The 15930-nt window shown below is 66.2% G+C and carries 17 protein-coding genes and 1 other RNA gene; 9 read left to right on the top strand and 9 right to left on the bottom strand.

Annotated features, from left to right (window positions below; all coding sequences use genetic code 11):
• The 3 genes from SR3_RS28440 to SR3_RS28430 all read left to right on the top strand — a co-directional run.
• Positions 1–842, top strand: an 842-nt coding sequence (locus SR3_RS28440; RefSeq protein ID WP_084456021.1) for an enoyl-CoA hydratase/isomerase family protein, incomplete at its 5' end; no start/stop codon positions are given.
• Positions 835–1617: an enoyl-CoA hydratase-related protein gene (locus SR3_RS28435; protein ID WP_068094154.1), complete on the top strand. Its 783-nt coding sequence runs from the start codon at positions 835–837 to the stop codon at positions 1615–1617. The genes SR3_RS28440 and SR3_RS28435, both read left to right, overlap by 8 nt.
• A gap of 154 nt (positions 1618–1771) precedes the next feature.
• On the top strand, positions 1772–2620 hold the full coding sequence (locus SR3_RS28430) for a TorF family putative porin (RefSeq protein ID WP_084456019.1): 849 nt from the start codon (positions 1772–1774) through the stop codon (positions 2618–2620).
• A gap of 322 nt (positions 2621–2942) precedes the next feature.
• On the opposite strand, the gene SR3_RS28425 is transcribed toward SR3_RS28430, so the two are convergent.
• The 3 genes from SR3_RS28425 to SR3_RS28415 form a co-directional block, all read right to left on the bottom strand.
• Positions 2943–4016 (bottom strand): LacI family DNA-binding transcriptional regulator, encoded by a 1074-nt coding sequence (locus SR3_RS28425; protein ID WP_174549212.1) that lies wholly within the window; start codon positions 4014–4016, stop codon positions 2943–2945.
• Positions 4017–4153: 137 nt separating this feature from the next.
• Positions 4154–4903, bottom strand: coding sequence for an SDR family oxidoreductase (locus SR3_RS28420; RefSeq protein ID WP_068094152.1), 750 nt, complete (start codon positions 4901–4903; stop codon positions 4154–4156).
• A gap of 10 nt (positions 4904–4913) precedes the next feature.
• Positions 4914–5480, bottom strand: coding sequence for an NUDIX hydrolase (locus SR3_RS28415; protein WP_068094149.1), 567 nt, complete (start codon positions 5478–5480; stop codon positions 4914–4916).
• A gap of 209 nt (positions 5481–5689) precedes the next feature.
• Between SR3_RS28415 and mscL the strand changes: the two genes are divergently transcribed.
• The 3 genes from mscL (at position 5690) to SR3_RS28400 (ending at position 7304) form a co-directional block, all read left to right on the top strand.
• Positions 5690–6121 carry a large conductance mechanosensitive channel protein MscL gene (gene mscL / locus SR3_RS28410; RefSeq protein WP_068094168.1) on the top strand — a complete coding sequence of 144 codons (432 nt, stop codon included), beginning with the start codon at positions 5690–5692 and terminating at the stop codon, positions 6119–6121.
• 195 nt (positions 6122–6316) lie between these two features.
• Positions 6317–6679: a transfer-messenger RNA gene (gene ssrA, locus SR3_RS28405) on the top strand.
• 130 nt (positions 6680–6809) lie between these two features.
• Positions 6810–7304: a DUF3455 domain-containing protein gene (locus SR3_RS28400; RefSeq protein ID WP_068094147.1), complete on the top strand. Its 495-nt coding sequence runs from the start codon at positions 6810–6812 to the stop codon at positions 7302–7304.
• Here the strand turns inward: SR3_RS28400 and SR3_RS28395 are convergent.
• The 5 genes from SR3_RS28395 to SR3_RS28380 all read right to left on the bottom strand — a co-directional run bounded on the left by SR3_RS28395 (position 7286) and on the right by SR3_RS28380 (position 11232).
• A complete protein-coding gene (locus SR3_RS28395; RefSeq protein WP_157099183.1) occupies positions 7286–7564 on the bottom strand; it encodes a hypothetical protein in 279 nt (92 codons plus the stop codon). The genes SR3_RS28400 and SR3_RS28395 overlap by 19 nt on opposite strands.
• A gap of 191 nt (positions 7565–7755) precedes the next feature.
• Positions 7756–7911 carry a hypothetical protein gene (locus tag SR3_RS32005; protein ID WP_169805734.1) on the bottom strand — a complete coding sequence of 52 codons (156 nt, stop codon included), beginning with the start codon at positions 7909–7911 and terminating at the stop codon, positions 7756–7758.
• Positions 7912–7979: 68 nt separating this feature from the next.
• Positions 7980–8816 (bottom strand): 16S rRNA (adenine(1518)-N(6)/adenine(1519)-N(6))-dimethyltransferase RsmA, encoded by an 837-nt coding sequence (rsmA, locus tag SR3_RS28390; protein ID WP_068094142.1) that lies wholly within the window; start codon positions 8814–8816, stop codon positions 7980–7982.
• Positions 8813–9847 (bottom strand): 4-hydroxythreonine-4-phosphate dehydrogenase PdxA, encoded by a 1035-nt coding sequence (pdxA, locus tag SR3_RS28385; RefSeq protein WP_068094138.1) that lies wholly within the window; start codon positions 9845–9847, stop codon positions 8813–8815. The genes rsmA and pdxA overlap by 4 nt, the downstream gene beginning before the upstream one ends.
• On the bottom strand, positions 9847–11232 hold the full coding sequence (locus SR3_RS28380; RefSeq protein WP_084456020.1) for a peptidylprolyl isomerase: 1386 nt from the start codon (positions 11230–11232) through the stop codon (positions 9847–9849). Before SR3_RS28380 ends, pdxA begins: the two co-directional genes overlap by 1 nt.
• On the opposite strand from SR3_RS28380, the gene SR3_RS32000 reads away from it, so the two are divergent.
• The gene (locus tag SR3_RS32000; RefSeq protein ID WP_169805733.1) at positions 11222–11512 is read left to right on the top strand and encodes a hypothetical protein; all 291 of its coding nucleotides are present in this window, start codon (positions 11222–11224) and stop codon (positions 11510–11512) included. The genes SR3_RS28380 and SR3_RS32000 overlap by 11 nt on opposite strands.
• Here SR3_RS32000 and SR3_RS28375 read toward each other — a convergent pair.
• Complete coding sequence (locus SR3_RS28375; RefSeq protein ID WP_084456017.1) at positions 11484–13787, bottom strand: LPS-assembly protein LptD; 2304 nt, start codon at positions 13785–13787, stop codon at positions 11484–11486. The genes SR3_RS32000 and SR3_RS28375 overlap by 29 nt on opposite strands.
• A gap of 241 nt (positions 13788–14028) precedes the next feature.
• Between SR3_RS28375 and SR3_RS28370 the strand changes: the two genes are divergently transcribed.
• Both SR3_RS28370 and SR3_RS28365 read left to right on the top strand, forming a co-directional pair.
• On the top strand, positions 14029–15489 hold the full coding sequence (locus tag SR3_RS28370; RefSeq protein WP_068094133.1) for a leucyl aminopeptidase: 1461 nt from the start codon (positions 14029–14031) through the stop codon (positions 15487–15489).
• Between the two features lie 14 nt (positions 15490–15503).
• On the top strand, positions 15504–15930 hold a 427-nt coding region (locus SR3_RS28365), incomplete at its 3' end, for a DNA polymerase III subunit chi (RefSeq protein ID WP_307564732.1).

Below are 15930 nucleotides of genomic sequence, written 5' to 3'. Positions count from 1 at the left end.
CGGCCCGCCGGTCGGTGCTGGAGGAAGGCGGGGTTGGCGCGCGCCGCTTCTTCTTCGACGAATACCGCCTAAACCATCTGCTCTACACCTATCCCAAGCCGGTGGTCTCCTTCATGGATGGCGTGACCATGGGCGGCGGCGTGGGGATCAGCCAACCCGCGCGCTATCGCGTGGCCACCGCCAACACCATCTTCGCCATGCCCGAGGCGGCGATCGGCCTGTTCCCCGATGTGGGCGGCGGCTGGTATCTTTCGCGGCTGTCCGGGCGGCTGGGCCCCTATCTGGCGCTGACCGGCGCAAGGCTGAACGGCGCGGACTGCCTGTGGGCGGGCCTTGCCACGCATCATCTGCCGGTGGAGGCGCTGGCCGACGCCAAGGCAAGGCTGGTGGATGGCGAGGCGCCGGGCCGCGTGCTGGGGGCCTTCGCCGATCAGCCCGAGGAAGCGCCGATCACCGGCCAGCTCATCCCCATCCTGAAGCATTTCGCCAAGCCGACGCTGGAAGCGATCCTCGCCTCGCTGGCCGGGGATGACAGTGACTGGGCCAGGGCAACGGCTGCCACGCTGGCCTCCCGCTGCCCGGTCACCTGCAAGGTGGCGCTGCGCGAGATGGCCGAAAGCCTGCGCCTCGACACTTTCGCCGCGAATATGGCGATGGAATACCGCCTTGCCGCCCGCATGGTGATGCTGCCCGATTTTTCCGAAGGGGTGCGCGCCGTGCTGGTCGACAAGGACAATGCCCCGGTCTGGAACCCCGCCACCCCCGAAGGCGTGAGCGAGGCGATGCTCGACGCGATCTTCGCCCCTCTGCCCGCAGCCGAAGAATGGAGCCCTTATGAGTGAGCCGACACTGATCGTTGAACAGCAGGGCGCGGTGACGATCATCACGCTCAACCGGCCCAAGGCGCTCAATGCGCTCAACAGCCAGGTGCTGGAGGAGCTGATCGCCGCCTTCGAGGCCTTTGAGGCCGACGACACCCAGCGCTGCGCCGTCCTGACCGGCAGCGGCGAAAAGGCCTTCGCCGCCGGGGCCGACATCAAGGAAATGCTCGACAAGCCCGCCGCCGAGTTCTTCCTGCAGGACTTTTTCAGCCGCTGGACCAGCCATCTGGTGAAAGGTACGCGCAAGCCGTGGATCGCGGCGGTGAACGGCTTCGCGCTGGGCGGCGGCTGCGAGCTGGCGATGATGGCGGATTTCATCATCGCGGCGGACAGTGCCAAATTCGGCCAGCCCGAGATCAAGCTGGGCGTGGCCCCCGGCATGGGCGGCAGCCAGCGCCTGACCCGCGCCGTGGGCAAGGCCAAGGCCATGGACCTGTGCCTGACCGGGCGCATGATGGACGCCGCCGAGGCCGAGAGCAGCGGTCTGGTGGCGCGCGTGGTGCCGCTCGCCAGCCTGATGGAGGAGGCGGTGAAGGCCGCCCAGACCATCGCGGGCATGGCGCCGATGGCCGCGCTGATGAACAAGGAAATGGTCAACGCCGCTTTCGAGACCACGCTGGATCAGGGTCTGCTGCTCGAACGCCGCATGTTCCAGGTGCTGACCGCCAGCGAGGACCGCACCGAAGGCATGACCGCCTTCGTGGAAAAGCGCGCCCCGGTCTGGAAGGGTCGCTAAACCTATCCGGCAACACTTCGTTACACAGCGGAAAGGCATCGCAACACAAATCCCGTCATGACTATGCGTGACCGGTTCCAGTTGGCCCGAACGAGGCCTTCGGAGTCGGCACGCAGGCGGAACGGTCTCAAATATTCAGGGAGCGTTTCACACCATGACGGGCAAGACCATTTTTCGCGGCCTGATCGCCTTGGGCCTCTTTGCCGCCAGCACCTCGGCCGCCTTCGCCGAGGATGAAGCCCCCGCACAGAGCGGCAAGGGCGGGCTTGATTTCACCATCTCCGGCAGCGCTGGCCTCGTCAGCGACTATCGCTTTCGCGGCGTCTCGCAGACCGACAAGCATATGGCTGTGCAGGCCGGCCTGACGCTGATGCACAAGAGCGGCTTCTATGCCAGCACCTGGGCCTCCAACCTTGCCGGCTGGGGCCAGTTCGGCGGCGCCAACATGGAGCTGGACCTCGTGGGCGGCTACACCAAAACCTTCAAGAAGGTGACGGTGGACGCTGGCCTGACGTGGTACATGTACCCCGGCGGCTCCAACACCACCGATTTCGCCGAGCCCTATGTGAAGCTTTCCGCGCCGCTCGGGCCCATCAGCGCGCTGGTCGGCGTGGCCTATGCCCCCAAGCAGAAGGCGCTGGGTAACTTCTCCAACACCTCCTACAGCCGTGGGCAGAGCTGGGATAACCTCTATGTCTGGGGCGATGCCAGCTACGCCATCCCCCATACCAAGCTCAAGCCGCGCGCCCATATCGGCCACTCCAACGGCAACCCCGGCCTTGGTCCCAACGGCACCAGCGTGACGCCGACGGGCAGCTACTGGGACTGGAACCTTGGGGCAGATTACGCAGTGGCAGGGCCGATCAGCTTGGGTATCAGCTACATCGACACCAGCATCACCAAGCGCAAGGCCGCCTACCTGCAACCCAATTTCTCTTCGACCAAGGACGGCTCGTCGATCGCGGGAAGCACCGTGGTGTTCTCCCTGACGGCAGCCTTCTGAGGGAGCCCAACTGACGGGAGTGCCCGATTGCGGTCGGGCACTCCCGGTTTTTTGAGGGGGTTTGAAGGAAGAGAAAAGCGAGGGGGTTACCCCCTCGCGCTCCCATAACGTCTCCCGACGCGAGGGCAGTGGTGTCCGATGCGGTGCGCCTCAGCTCTCCACCTGTGCGGGGCAAAGCGCCGCAGGCAGTCAGATTTCTGTTTAATGAGCTGTGCTGGCGATATGAAAGCCTGCGGCCCGGCAATCTGGGCGCAAGGCTGAACCTGTGGCGCAAGGTAGACATGAAAGGGAGCGCGAGGGTTATGACCCTCGCATTCTCTCTTCAACCTTCTACCAACACCTTCCTGGAACTGCCCCGGCGCAACAACCGCACAGGAACCCGCTGCTTCTCGACGGCCTTCCCGGCGATCACCCCCAGCAGACGATCCACCAGCGCGGCGCCCGCAGCGTGGAAATCCGGCTCGATGGTGGTCAGCGCCGGAGAGGCCAGAGCCCCCGCGCGGATGCCGTCGAAGCCCACCACGCCCACCTGATCCGGCACCGAAATCCCGTGCTCGCGCAAGGTCGGAAGCACGCCCAGCGCCATTTCGTCGCAGCAGCAGAAGATCGCGTCGAAGGGCTCGCCCGATGCGATCAGGGCTTCCGCGGCGCGGCGGCCCTGCTCGTCGCGGCTGTAGCCTTCCTCGAAGGTGATGAGGCGGGGAGGCAGGCCTTCCTCGGTCATGCGCTCGGCGTAGCCCTGCCAGCGCTCCTTGAACTGGCGCTGGGCCGAGGTTTCGGAGGCGATGCAGACGATGTTGCGATAGCCCGCCTCGATCAGATGGCCGGTGGCGAGGCGCGCGCCGCCGCGATTGTCCGAGCGGATCCAGTCGAGATCCTCGATGGGGCTGCCCCAGCAGACGATGTCCGCGCCGCCCTTGGCGATCTCGTGGAAATAGTCCCAGGCGGAGGCGTTCTCGCTGGTGCCGATGACGATCATGCCGTCGGCCTTGCGCTGCTCCTGATAGAGGCCGCGCAACTCGTCGGGCGCGCCCTGGAAGCTGACGAGCGTGTCGTGGCCGCGCGCGGAGGCGGCGGCGCAGACGCTGCCCAGCAGCGAGAAATGGAAGGGGTTGAAGTCCTTCATGTCCTGCACCGGGCGGACGACGACGACCACGGCCAGCGTGCCGGTCTTGCCGGTGCGCAGGCGGGCGGCGTTTTCGTCGACATGGTACTTCAGCTTGGCGGCGGCGGCGGCCACGCGGGCGCGCGTCGCCTCGCTGACCACGGGGTCGCCCGCCAGCGCGCGGCTGACGGTGGACTGGCTGACGCCGGCCTCCGCCGCCACGTCGAAGCTGGTGACGCGGTAGCGGCGCGGCGCGCTGTGTCCGTGATCGTGGGGGGTGTCGTCGGCCATGGCGCCTGCTTTGTCAGCAGGAGGGGGGGCTTGTCCAGCGTCAAGAGCGATTTCGCCATAAGCGACATCACTCTTGTTTCCCGCTGCCGTATTTTCCGAAAGGTCGATTGTTATCGATCAACGCAAACATGCGGTGGTCACCGCGCGCTCAAGCCGCCGTCCAGGCGCAACTCCGCCCCGGTCATAAAGCTGCTGGCGGGGCTGGCGAGATAGAGCGCGCCCTCGGCGATTTCGCGTGCGGTGGCGATTCGGCCCATGGGGAGCTGCGCGCCCAGTTTCTGGCGCAGAATGTCGCCCGGCATGGTGGGGGCGAAGCTGTCGACCATGGCGGTGTCGGCATAGGCGGGCAGCAGGGCGTTGCAGCGGATATCCCAGCCATTCTGGGTGCAATGAAGCGCCACGCTGCGGGTCAGGGCGCAGACGGCGGCCTTGCTGGCGCCATAGGCGGCCATTTCGGGCCGGGCATGGTGCGCGGCGATGGAGGCCATGTTGACGATGGCGGCGGGCTGGCTCTCGCGCAGCAGCGGCAGGGCGAGGCGGCAGCCGAGATAGGCGCCATCGGCATGGACCGCGAAGGCGCGCCGCCAGTCTGCCAGCGTGGTGTCCTCGAAAGGGCCGCCCACAGGAATCCCGGCGTTGTTGACCAGAATCGACAGGCCGCCGAGCTTTTCCTGCGCGAAGGCGAGGGCGGTGCGCCAGCTGTCCTCCCGCGTCACATCGAGTGGGTGGGACAGGCCGCCGATGTCATCCGCCAGCGCTGCTGCGGCGGCGGCGTCCACGTCGGTGATCAGCACGCGCGCGCCCTCCGCGGCGAAGAGCCGGGCGATGTCCGCGCCCAGCCCTCGCGCCGCGCCGGTGATCAGCGCTGTCCGGTTTTCCAGTCTCATAGGGCCAGCCTCATGCGGGCAGGCCGATGCCGGTGATCCACGGGGCCAGCAGCGTGAGCATCTTCACATCGATGGCCAGACCGCGCGCGCGGGCTTGCGCCACGAAAGCAGGCAACTGCGCCAGCGCCACGCGGTGGACGGTGATGTTTTCGCCCTCCACGCCGCCGCCGGCGCTGACCTTCTCCAGACCATGGGCGCGCAGCAGCGTGAAGCTTTCCGTCACCATGCCGGGCGAGGACCAGAATTCGCCCACCACCTCCATGCGGGCGGCGCGATAGCCGGTTTCTTCCTCCAGCTCGCGGTTGGCCGCTTCGGTGGGGTCTTCATCGGGGTTGTCCAGATCATCGCCCACCAGACCGGCAGGCAGTTCCAGACAAGGGCGGCCCAGCGGCACGCGGAACTGCTCGACCAGCACCACCTCATCGCCGTCGATCGGCAGGATCACGGCAGCGCGAATACCCCGCGCGCGACTGACATACTCCCACTTGCCGCGCGTCTTGGCGGTGATGAAGCGGCCTTGCCACCGGATCTCCTCCGCCATGCTCATTTCCGGGGGCAGGGTGCTGTCGGCGCTCATGCGAATCTCCTGGGGGGATGGATGCCGGGGACATAGCCCACTGCGGCCCTCCCTGACAGCCTACCCCTGACAGTCTGCGCGATACCGCCTTGGTTAACAAGGATTTGCGTCAGGGCGCAGGGCTTGCCCGGCGGCATGGCTTGAGGTGGCCGGGCGAGTGTGGCAGGCAGGCATGCGGACTTCATGCTGTAAGGGGATAGGCTATGGCGATGTTTGGAGAGTTCAAGACCTTTATCGCGCGCGGCAATGTGCTGGATCTGGCGGTCGGTGTGATCATCGGCGCGGCTTTCGGCAAGATCGTCGCCTCCTTGACCGACGACGTGCTGATGCCGGTGATCGGCAAGATCACGGGCGGGATCGATTTCTCGTCCAAGTTCATCCTGCTCAGCGATATTCCCGCCAGCTACAAGGGTGGCGAGACCGATTATGCCGCGCTGAAGAAGGCTGGTGTGGCGATGCTGGGCTATGGCTCCTTCATCACCGCCATCATCAACTTCCTCATCATGGCTTTCGTGATCTTCCTGCTGGTGCGCCAGGCCAACAAGCTGATGCCCAAGCCCGAGGCCGCGCCGCCCGCACCCACCGGCCCCAGCGAAGTGGATGTGCTGCTGGAAATCCGCGATGCGCTGAAAAAGAACTGAGAGTCTGTTTGGACGATGCGCCAGGACGATGCGCCAGGGCGCATCGTCCTGGCGGCGCCAGCCCACTCCCCCACCCGGCCGCCCACAGGATACCGCCGATGGGGACCGGGTGGAGGAGTGGGCCGGCGCCGGATCGCCTGAAAGACTGTCATTTCCAGTTTTATCGACATCTGATGGGGGCGGGCCGCTGGTCTGCCCCTTTTCTTTTGCGCAATCGCGCCTATATCGAGCGCTGCCGGGCTTGCCCGGATATGGCGATAAACTGCGGCGTGCAATAGGCGCAGCGGACCCGGGGGCGGTACCCGGCGGCTCCACCATCACCACCGGCTAAAGGGCCGGGCTCCGTTGTCGCGGAGGTGTTGACGGGGCCGAACTAGGATCGACGTGTGTTGAAAAGCGCTGTTTTCGCCCGGGCTGAGTAACCCGTTCAAGGCTCAAAACTCATAAGTGCCAACGACAACGAAGCACTTGCTCTGGTTGCGTAATTCTAGGACCTAACGGTCTGAAGTTACAACACTATAGCACGGTTGAACCCACCGGGTAACAGAAGGGAGTTCGGGGGCTGGGGGCGAGCCTATCAACAGAATCGCCCTACCTCCCTCAAGAATCACCTGGCCTTTAAGATGCAATCCCGCAACGGGCAGGCTATGAAGCGTGCCGACCGCATCCGGTCGTGTGAAGGAATCCCATGCCGGCCTCTTCCTTTTTTGCATTGCTGGGCGCTCTCAGCCTGCCTTTGGCCGCTCAGGCCGCACCCTCTGCTCCACCGCCTTTTGATCTGGCCGGACGCAGCGTGGTCGCCACCTTTCAGGGCGAAGGCATCCAGATCTACGAGTGCAAGGCCGGGCCGAACGCCGCCGCCAGCTGGACCTTTCGCGAGCCCGTGGCCACGCTGATCGAGGGTGGCAAGACCCTGGGCCGCCATTTCGCCGGGCCGCGCTGGGAGCTGGACGATGGCAGTCTGCTGCAGGGCCGCATGGCGCGGGGTGAGCCGGGCGCAACACCGGGCGATGTTCCGCTGCTCAAGCTGGATGTGGTGAGCAATGCCGGGCGCGGGAGACTGGCCGGGGTGACCGCCATCTATCGGCTGAACACACGGGGCGGCATGCTGAAAGGCAGCTGCATCACGCCCGGAGAGCTGTCTTCGGTCCTGTATAAGGCGGATTACGTCTTCGCGCGCTGAAGCGTTGCGGGGGATGGTGCATCCATCCCCTGCTGCGCTGCCTTTTTGGCCTGCTCATATTTCAGACAGTCGAGGATCTTGGCCCCGGCCATAAAGACCGAGCCCATGCAGGCCAGAAACAGCAGCTTGCCGCCAAAGCCGGGGTACTGCCCCAGATAGGCCTGCCCGCGCTGCACGGCCCCTGTGGCCAGCGCATAAATGATCATGAACGCCTCGGGGCGAGTCTTGATCACGAACAGGCGGGCCAGCTTTGCGAGCAGGGGGGTGAGCATCGAATCCTCGGCAAAAGAAGCCGTTTGTGTGGCGTCTTCAGCAGGATGGGCCGATCGGGCGCGGCTCGCAAGTCTTGCTTAAAATGATGTTAACCAAGTCGTGTCCGGAATCGGGACTGCGGTCTTTGTGGTCGCATCCTTTTTGCGAAAAACCGGTTCCCGCTTTTTCGCAGGATGCTTCAGCGGGCCTGCTTTTCCTTATGCGCCTTCAGCAGGCCATCGAGTTCCGCGATGCGCAGCCGCTCGGGGCTCGTTTTGGGCAGGCCATGCAGGCGGCATTTGGCCCAGAGCATCTTGCGCTCGGACTCCAGGTTTTTGAGGTAAAGGTCGGCCATAGATATCTCCATTCCCGCCCAGCATAGCGCAGGCGGGTGTGTTTCGCGAATGGGAGGGAAAGGGTGGATCAGGACAGGATGCGGGCGATGCCCACGAAGTCCTCGATCCCCAGCGTTTCGGCGCGGCGGGCCGGGTCGATGCCCAGCACCTCCAGCGCCTCCAGAGCGCCCGGAACGCCCTTCAGGCTCTGGCGCAGCATCTTGCGGCGCTGGCCGAAGGCGGCCTCGGTCACGCGCTCCAGCACGCGGGGGGAGACGCCCTCGGGCGCCTCGCCGGGCACGATGTGCACCATGGCGCTCATCACCTTGGGCGGCGGGGTGAAGGCGCTGCGATGCACCTTGACCGCGATCTTCGCCCTGGAGCGCCACTGCGCCAGCACCGCCAGCCGCCCATAGGCATCGCTGCCCGGCTGGGCGATGATGCGCTCGGCCACTTCCAGCTGGAACATCAGCGTCAGGCTGGTCCATTGCGGGGGCCATGCGGCGCCGCTGAGCCAGCCGGTGAAGAGGTTGGTGCCGACATTGTAAGGCAGATTGGCGACGATGGCATAGGGTTCCGCGCCAAAAATGCTGGCCGGGTCCACCTTGGTGGCATCGCCATGGATCACCGTCAGCCGGCCGGGGAAGGCTTGCGACAGCTCTTCCAGCACCGGCAGGGCGCGCTTGTCCATCTCGATGGCCGTCACCTTGGCGCCGGCGCGCAGCAGGGCGCGGGTCAGGCCGCCGGGGCCGGGGCCGACCTCCAGCACGTTCGCATCCATCAGGCTGCCGGGGATGGCGGCCAGACGGTCGAGCAGCTGCTCGTCAAACAGGAAGTTCTGCCCCAGCGCCTTGGTGGCGAAGAGACCATGCGCGTTGATGACCTCCCGCAAGGGGGGCAGGGGATGGGCTGGTGGATATTTCATGCGAGAATGGTGGCTTCGGCCCGGCGCGCGGCGCACTCCCCCGCCATGCGGATCGCCGCGATGGTGGCGCCGGCATCGGCGATGTTGCGCCCGGCGATGGCGAAGGCCGTACCGTGATCGGGTGAGGTGCGGATGATCGGCAGGCCCAGAGTGACATTGACGCCATGGTCGAAATCGAGTGCTTTCAAGGGGATCAGCGCCTGATCGTGATACATGCAGATCGCCACGTCAAAGGTGGCGCGGGCGCGTTCGGCGAAGAGCGCGTCGGCGGGATGGGGGCCGGTGGCGTCGATGCCGCGCGCGCGCAGGGCGGCGATGCCGGGCTCGATCAACCGGCCTTCCTCATCGCCCATACGGCCTTCCTCGCCCGCATGCGGGTTCAGCGCGGCAATGGCGAGGCGTGGGTTGGGCAGGCCGAAGTCGCGTGCCAGAGCGGCGGCGGTGATGGCGCTGCGGCGTTCGACCAGTTCGGGCGTGATCAGGCCGGGCACGCTCGCCAGCGAGGTGTGGACCGTCAGCGGCACGGTGCGCAGGGTCGGCCCGGCCAGCATCATCACCGCATCTTCGGCGGCGATGCCAGCGGCGGCGGCCACGAATTCCGTCTGGCCCGGATGGACAAAGCCCACTTCGGCCAGCCGCGCCTTGTGGATCGGGGCGGTGATGATGGCGCCAGCCTCGCCCTCCACCGTCAGCCGCGCCGCCAGCGACAGCGAGGCCAGCGCCAGAGCAGCGCCCTCACGATCAGGTTCGCCCGGCGTGTAAGGGCCGTCCAGATCGCCCAGCACCGGCAGGGCATGGGTAAACACCTCTGCTGCCTGCGCGGGGGAGGCGATGCGCTCGACCGGAACATCCAGCCCGCGGGTGGCAGCCGCCGCCGCGATCAACTGCGCGCCGCCCATGGCGAAGAACGGCGGCAATCCCGGAGCATGGGGGCCCTCTGCCTTGCGCCGGGCCCATGCGGCGGCGATCAGCTCGGGGCCGACGCCAGCCGGATCGCCCAGCGACAGAACCAGAGGCAGCGCTGCGCTCATCAGTTGTATTCGATGATCGCGTCGCGGCGCAGGTCGCGCATATAAAGCTGGGCGCGGCGGTTGACGCGCTCGTCCTCCATCTGGCCCAGCACCTGATCGAAGTTGGGCGCGCCCGCGTCCTTGGGCTCCTCGCGGCCGCAGAGCATCAGCATGCGCACGCCCTCGGTCACCGAGCCGAAGGGCTGGGTCGAATCGCCCGGCTGCATCGCCAGCACGGTCTGCTGCAGGGCGGCGGGCAGATCGCGCGCCTTGACCTGATCGTTGGCCACCACATTGGCGCCGATCTTCTGCGCGGCGGCATCCACGCCGCCGCAGCCCTTCGCGCCCTTGATCGCGGCGGAGAATTCGGTGGCGCGCTTGTTGGCGTCAGCCTCGCTGGTGCCCTTGGGGAAATCGATCGAGATCTGCTTGAGCGCCAGAATCGCGTCACGCGGATCGGCGGTCAGCACCTTGCGCTTGTCGATCATGTAAATGATCGAGAAGCCGCCGCGCATCTCCACCGGGCCGGTCAGCTGGCCGGGCTGCATGTCGCGCGCGGCGGCGGCCAGTTCGGTGGGCAGCTGGCTCAGGCGCACCCAGCCCAGATCGCCGCCGACCACCTTGGTCGAAGCCTCCGAATACTGGCGCGCATAGGCCACGAAGCTGCCGCCCTGGCGCAGCTGGTCCATGATGCGGTTGGCGTTGGCGGCCACCGAAGGCTTGCTCTCCTGCGTGGCCGAGAGGTAGATTTCACCGACGTGATACTCGTCGGTGCCCTTCTGCGCCTGCATCTTGGCGATGAGTTCCTTCACCTCTTCCTGGCTGACGTTGATGAAGGGCTGGACATTCTTGCGCAGCACGCGCTGCCAGGCCAGCTCGCCCTTGATCTGCCGCTTGAGCGAGGCGGAGGAGGAGCCCACGCGGGCCAGATAGGCGTCGAGCGCGTTGACATCCTGATGGAAGTTTTCCTGCGCCACGCGGGCGAAGGTATCGTTCACCTCGGAATCGTCGATGGTGGCGTCGGCGCTCTTGGCTTCCTGAATCTGCAGCGTTTCGTCGATCAGGTTGCGCAGCACCTGCGCGCGCAGCTGGGTGCGCTCCTCATCGGAAATCTTGCCGCCATTGGCCGCGATCACCAGCGCCAGACGCTGATCGACATCGGTGCCGGTGATGATGTCGCCATTCACGATGGCGGTGGCGCGGCGCAGATTGGGCGTGTTCTTGCCGAACAGGGTGACGGTATCGGGCAGGTTGAAGGGATCGCCGCCCGGGCCACCGGCTTCGGCAGCGCCCTGAGCGCCGGGCTGGCCCTGCGCCATCAGCGCGGTGCCCGGCAGCATCAGCGCCATAGCGACGGAAAGGGCCACGCCCGCCCGGGGGAAGGAAACGCGGTTCTTGGACTTCATCATCACCGTCTGGTCGATCCTGCTTGACTGGCCCTGCGCCAAGATGCGCGGGGCTTTTCCCCCCACATACCGGCCTGCGGCTGAACCGAAGCTGATGGAACATCAGCTCCGAGCCGCCTTCCGGGCTGTGAACGCCTGGGGCGATAGCCTGTTTGCGCCCCCATGCCAATGGCGTGAGGTGTTGTTTGAAAATCGGGCAGAAGAGCCGGCGCCGCTCCGGAAACAGGCGAAGCCTGTTTCCCAAAAACGCCTTACCGGAAGCCGATGTTCTTCAGGCTGAAATGCAGCTCGAAGCTGCTGCCCTTGGCCACGTCGCCGATGGTCACATAGTCGCGGCGCCATGTCAGGTCGATTTCGAGGCAGTCCGAATTGTAGGAAAAGCCCAGGCGGGTGCGCAGCGGCTGATACTTGTCCAGCGTCACGCCATTGACCACCGTCTTGTCGTCGATGTCGAGAATCCCCGAGCCGAAGACCGAGAGATAGCGCGCAAAGGCCACGCGCGCGGCGGCGCGCAGTTCGGTGCTGTCCTGCAGATCCTCGATGGTGGGGTCGAAGTGGCGGTTGAGCTTGACATAGCCCACCTCGAAATAGGTCCGGTTGCTGCCCACCGCCGCGTCGATTTCGTTGCGGCGGAAGCCCATCGTGTCCTTGTCGAGGCGATAGCGGTGGGTGATCTTGAACAGGTCGCGGTAACGGATTTCGGTGCGGCCCACGATGTCGGACATGCGGCCCGAAAGACCAGTGCCATCGGGCAGCAGCGTGGGCTTGCTGGTCATGCGGTAGGACTGGCCGACATTGGCGTTGATGCTCCAGCGGGGCACCTCCAGCTTCCATTCCAGACCATAGGTGATGCGCGTGCCATCCTCGATCCGGTCATAACCGGGGAAGCGGTTGAGCGCGAAAAGGTTGTCATCCTCCAGCTCGATCGCGCGCGAATCCTCATTGGGGATCGAGAGGTTGGGCGTGGAGGGCGCGGCCACCACCTGCACATGCGGGGTGATCACCTGCGTGCCGCCAAAGGCCGCGCCCACCAGCGGCCAGGTCATGTCCACCGCGCCCAGCACCACGCCGCGCGTCTGCCAGCCGGGCAGGCCCTGATAGATCGAGGTGGCGGTCAAGCCGTTGTTGGTGGAGTGATAGGCGTCCGCCCGGGCCAGACCGGTGAAGGTGAACTGCTGGCCCCAGGGCGTGGTGCGGCGCAGGCTGTATTGCGCGCTGGTGAAGGCGCGCTGCGTGTCCTGCCCCGCGGTGCGGGAGATCGCCAGCGTGTTGGCCTCGATCTCGAAATGGCCGCCCAGCCATGGGTCGGCGATGCGGCGGCGATAGTCCATCACCGGCAGGGCGATGGGCACGCCGCCCTGCAATTCGTCGGTGCGCAGGGTCTGGAAAGCCCAGCCCGCGAGCGAGAAATAGGAGTTCCTGTCGATATGCTCGACATTGACGGTCGAGCGCAGAAGGTCATCGTTGTTGATGTAATAGCGCTGCAGGAAGGTGCGGTCGCTGGCGAGACGGCCCGAGAAGGTCACGCTCCACTCCGGCGAGAGCTGGAACTTGCCGTTGGCATCGATGTAGCCGCGCAGCTGGTCCTTGCCGGTGGTGGTGCCGGCGGCGGTGCCATTGGCCAGAACCACCGGGCTGCGGGTGACATAGCCGGTCAGCTGGAAGGCGCCCAGATCGGTCAATTGCCGATAGTTGACCTGAAGCATCGGGTCGACCTTGGAGAAGATGTAACCCTTGACGGTCACATCCTTGTCGTCGGCCAGACGGATGTATTCCGCATCGGAAATTTCGATGCCGTTCGATGCCGTGGTGCGCAGATCGGGGATCAGGGGGCCGCTGATGGCGCGTCCGTCGGTCGCGATGATGGCGGTGGGCAGCGGCACCAGTGGCACGCCGAAGACCACCAGACGCGCGGCCTTGAACTTCACCAGCTTGCGCTTCTGGTCATAGATCACGCGGCGGGCGTTGATCCGCCAGCTGGGCGTGGTGGCGCAGCCCTTGGAGTTGACCACATCGCAGCCGGTGTAGCTGACGCGGGTGAGCAGCACCGTGCCGTCCGCCTGCTTTTCGCCCTTGTCGGCGGCGAGGCGTCCGCCTTCGCGCAGCAGCAGCAGCATGTTGGTGGTGAAGCCCACCGTCATGTCCTGATCGACCTTCATCGATCCGGTGAACATCTCATTGCCATCGGCATCGACGGCGCGGATGTTGCCATTGGCCACGATGTCGCCGGTGTCGCGGTTCCAGACCACGGAATCGGCGCGCATCGTCCGCTCGCCGCGCCTCAGGAAAACATTGCCCTTGGCGGTGACGAGGTTGTCATCGTCGGAATAATCGACCTCATCGGCCTCGAAATCGACATTGCGGTCGGCTGCGGGCTTGGCGGCGGGGGCCTCGCCCTCGTGAACGCTCTGGTCGGAAGCGCCTTGATTGGCCTGGGCGCCCATCTGCGGAGAGGGGGTGATGCCCGCCCCCGTGCTGATCGGCTGGCCCAGCGAGCCGGTGGGCAGCGCGAAAGCCACGATGGGATTCGCCGCGAACCCCAGCACGACGGCCATGGCACTGAGCGAAAGGCCCGAAAAACCGCGGCTTTGCCGGGCGCGCAGAAGAGAAGGGCGGTAACGCCTTAGGGGAAGCATGGCTTGCCTATCGCACCGGTGCGTCCTAACTGCAATGCGCGTTGATCGCGGTGCGTTCTGTTGAGCAGGGCGCGCCGCCCGCGACGCGGTAGCTCTGGGCGCGTGAAAATTCGCGCCGAAAGCCAGAGCCTTGCTGTCGCCCGATTGCCATGGAGTTGTCATGCAGATCCAGTTTTCCACGTCCGACCAGTCCTCCGCCACCACGCGCGCGCGTTTGATCGAGGGAGCGGGCTGGCCCGCCGATCTCGATCCGTTGCTGGCCGCTGGCGCCAAGGCCAACCGTTTTAACGGCAAGGCGGGCGATTTGTTCGAGGGTTTTGTGTCGCGCGGCGATGTCACCCTGCGCGCCGTGCTGCTGGGCATCGGTGAAAAGGGCGCTGCCGACCGCCTCGCGGGCCTTGAAAAGGCCGGTGCCGCGCTGACCGCGCAGTATCTCACCAGCGGCGAAAGCACGGTGGCGGTGGATCTGGCCGGTGCCGATCTGTCGGGCGAGGAGGTGGCCGCGCTGCTGCTGGGCGCGCGCCTGCGCGGCTGGCGCTGGGACAAGTATCGCACCACCCAGAAGGACGAGAAGAAGGTCAGCCTGACCACGGTTGAGGTGGTTGGCGCCCCCGAAGGCGCGCAGGCGGCGTGGGAGGAAACCTTTGCTCTGGCGCAGGGCGTGGAGTTCACCCGCGAGCTGGTCACCGAACCGGCCAATGTGATCTATCCCGAAAGCTTCGTGGCCCGCGCTCAGGCCCGTTACGAAGGCACCGGGCTGAAGGTCCGCGTGCTGGATGAGGCGGAACTCGCCTCGCTGGGCATGGGCGCGCTGCTGGGCGTGGCGCAGGGCTCGGTCCGCGCGCCGCGCGTGCTGGTGATCGAGTGGAACGGCGGCAAGGCTGGCGAGGCTCCCGTGGCCTTCGTCGGCAAGGGCGTCACCTTCGACACCGGCGGTATCAGCCTCAAGCAGCCCGGCGGCATGGAAGACATGAAGTGGGATATGGGTGGCGCGGGCGCCGTGGCGGGCACCATGCTGGCCCTCGCCCTGCGCAAGGCCCAGGCCAATGTCGTGGGCGTTTGCGGTCTGGTGGAAAACATGCCCGACGGCAACGCCCAGCGCCCCGGCGATGTGGTGACGTCCATGAGCGGCCAGACCATCGAGGTCATCAACACCGATGCCGAAGGCCGTCTGGTGCTGTGCGACGCGCTGACCTTCGTGCAGCGCGAATACAAGCCGAAGCTGGTGGTCGATCTGGCCACGCTGACCGGGGCGATCATCGCCAGCCTCGCCCATGAATATGCCGGTATCTTCTCGAACGACGATACGCTGGCCGGGCAGCTGACCGCCGCCGGCAACGCCTGTGGCGACCGTCTGTGGCGCATGCCGATGGGCCCGGTCTATGACCGCATGATCGACAGCCCCATCGCCGATATGAAGAACATCGGCGGCAAGTTCGGCGGCTCGATCACGGCGGCGCAATTCCTGCTGCGCTACATCGAGAAGGGCACCCCCTGGGCGCATCTCGACATCGCGGGCATGGTCTGGGCCGACAAGCCTGGCCAGACCTGGGACAAGGGCGCGACCGGTTACGGCGTGCGCCTGCTCGACCGTTTCGTGCGCGACGTCGCTGAAGGGTAAGGGGCCGAAGGCTGATGCCCCTGCGCGTCGATTTCTATCTGGTGGGGCAGGGGGACGCTTTGGTCGCCCTGCCGCCGCTGGCCGCCGCCGCCCTGAAAGCCGGCCAGCGCATGCTGGTGGTGGCGGGCGACGGCGCTCAGCGCCAGCGCATTTCCCAGGCGCTGTGGAGCTGGCGCCCGACCAGCTTCCTCGCCCATGGCGAGGCGGGCGGCGGGCATGACGCCAGCCAGCCCATCCTGATCGCGCCGGATCTCACCGATCCGGCCAATGGCGCGCGCATCGCCCTGCTGGCCGATGGCCAGTGGCGCGAGATGGGCGAGGGCTTCGACCGCGCCCTGCTGCTCTTCGGCGAGGCCACGCGCGGCGCCGCCCGCGCCGTCTGGACCATGCTGGGCCAGCGCGAGGGGGTGGAGCGCCATTTTCATGAATATGTCGAAGGCC

The sequence above is a fragment of the Novosphingobium rosa NBRC 15208 genome, from assembly GCF_001598555.1.
Classification (GTDB): Bacteria; Pseudomonadota; Alphaproteobacteria; order Sphingomonadales; family Sphingomonadaceae; genus Novosphingobium; species Novosphingobium rosa.
The sequence above is the reverse complement of the archived record's forward strand: the minus strand, read 5'-3'. Positions and strand labels throughout refer to the sequence as shown.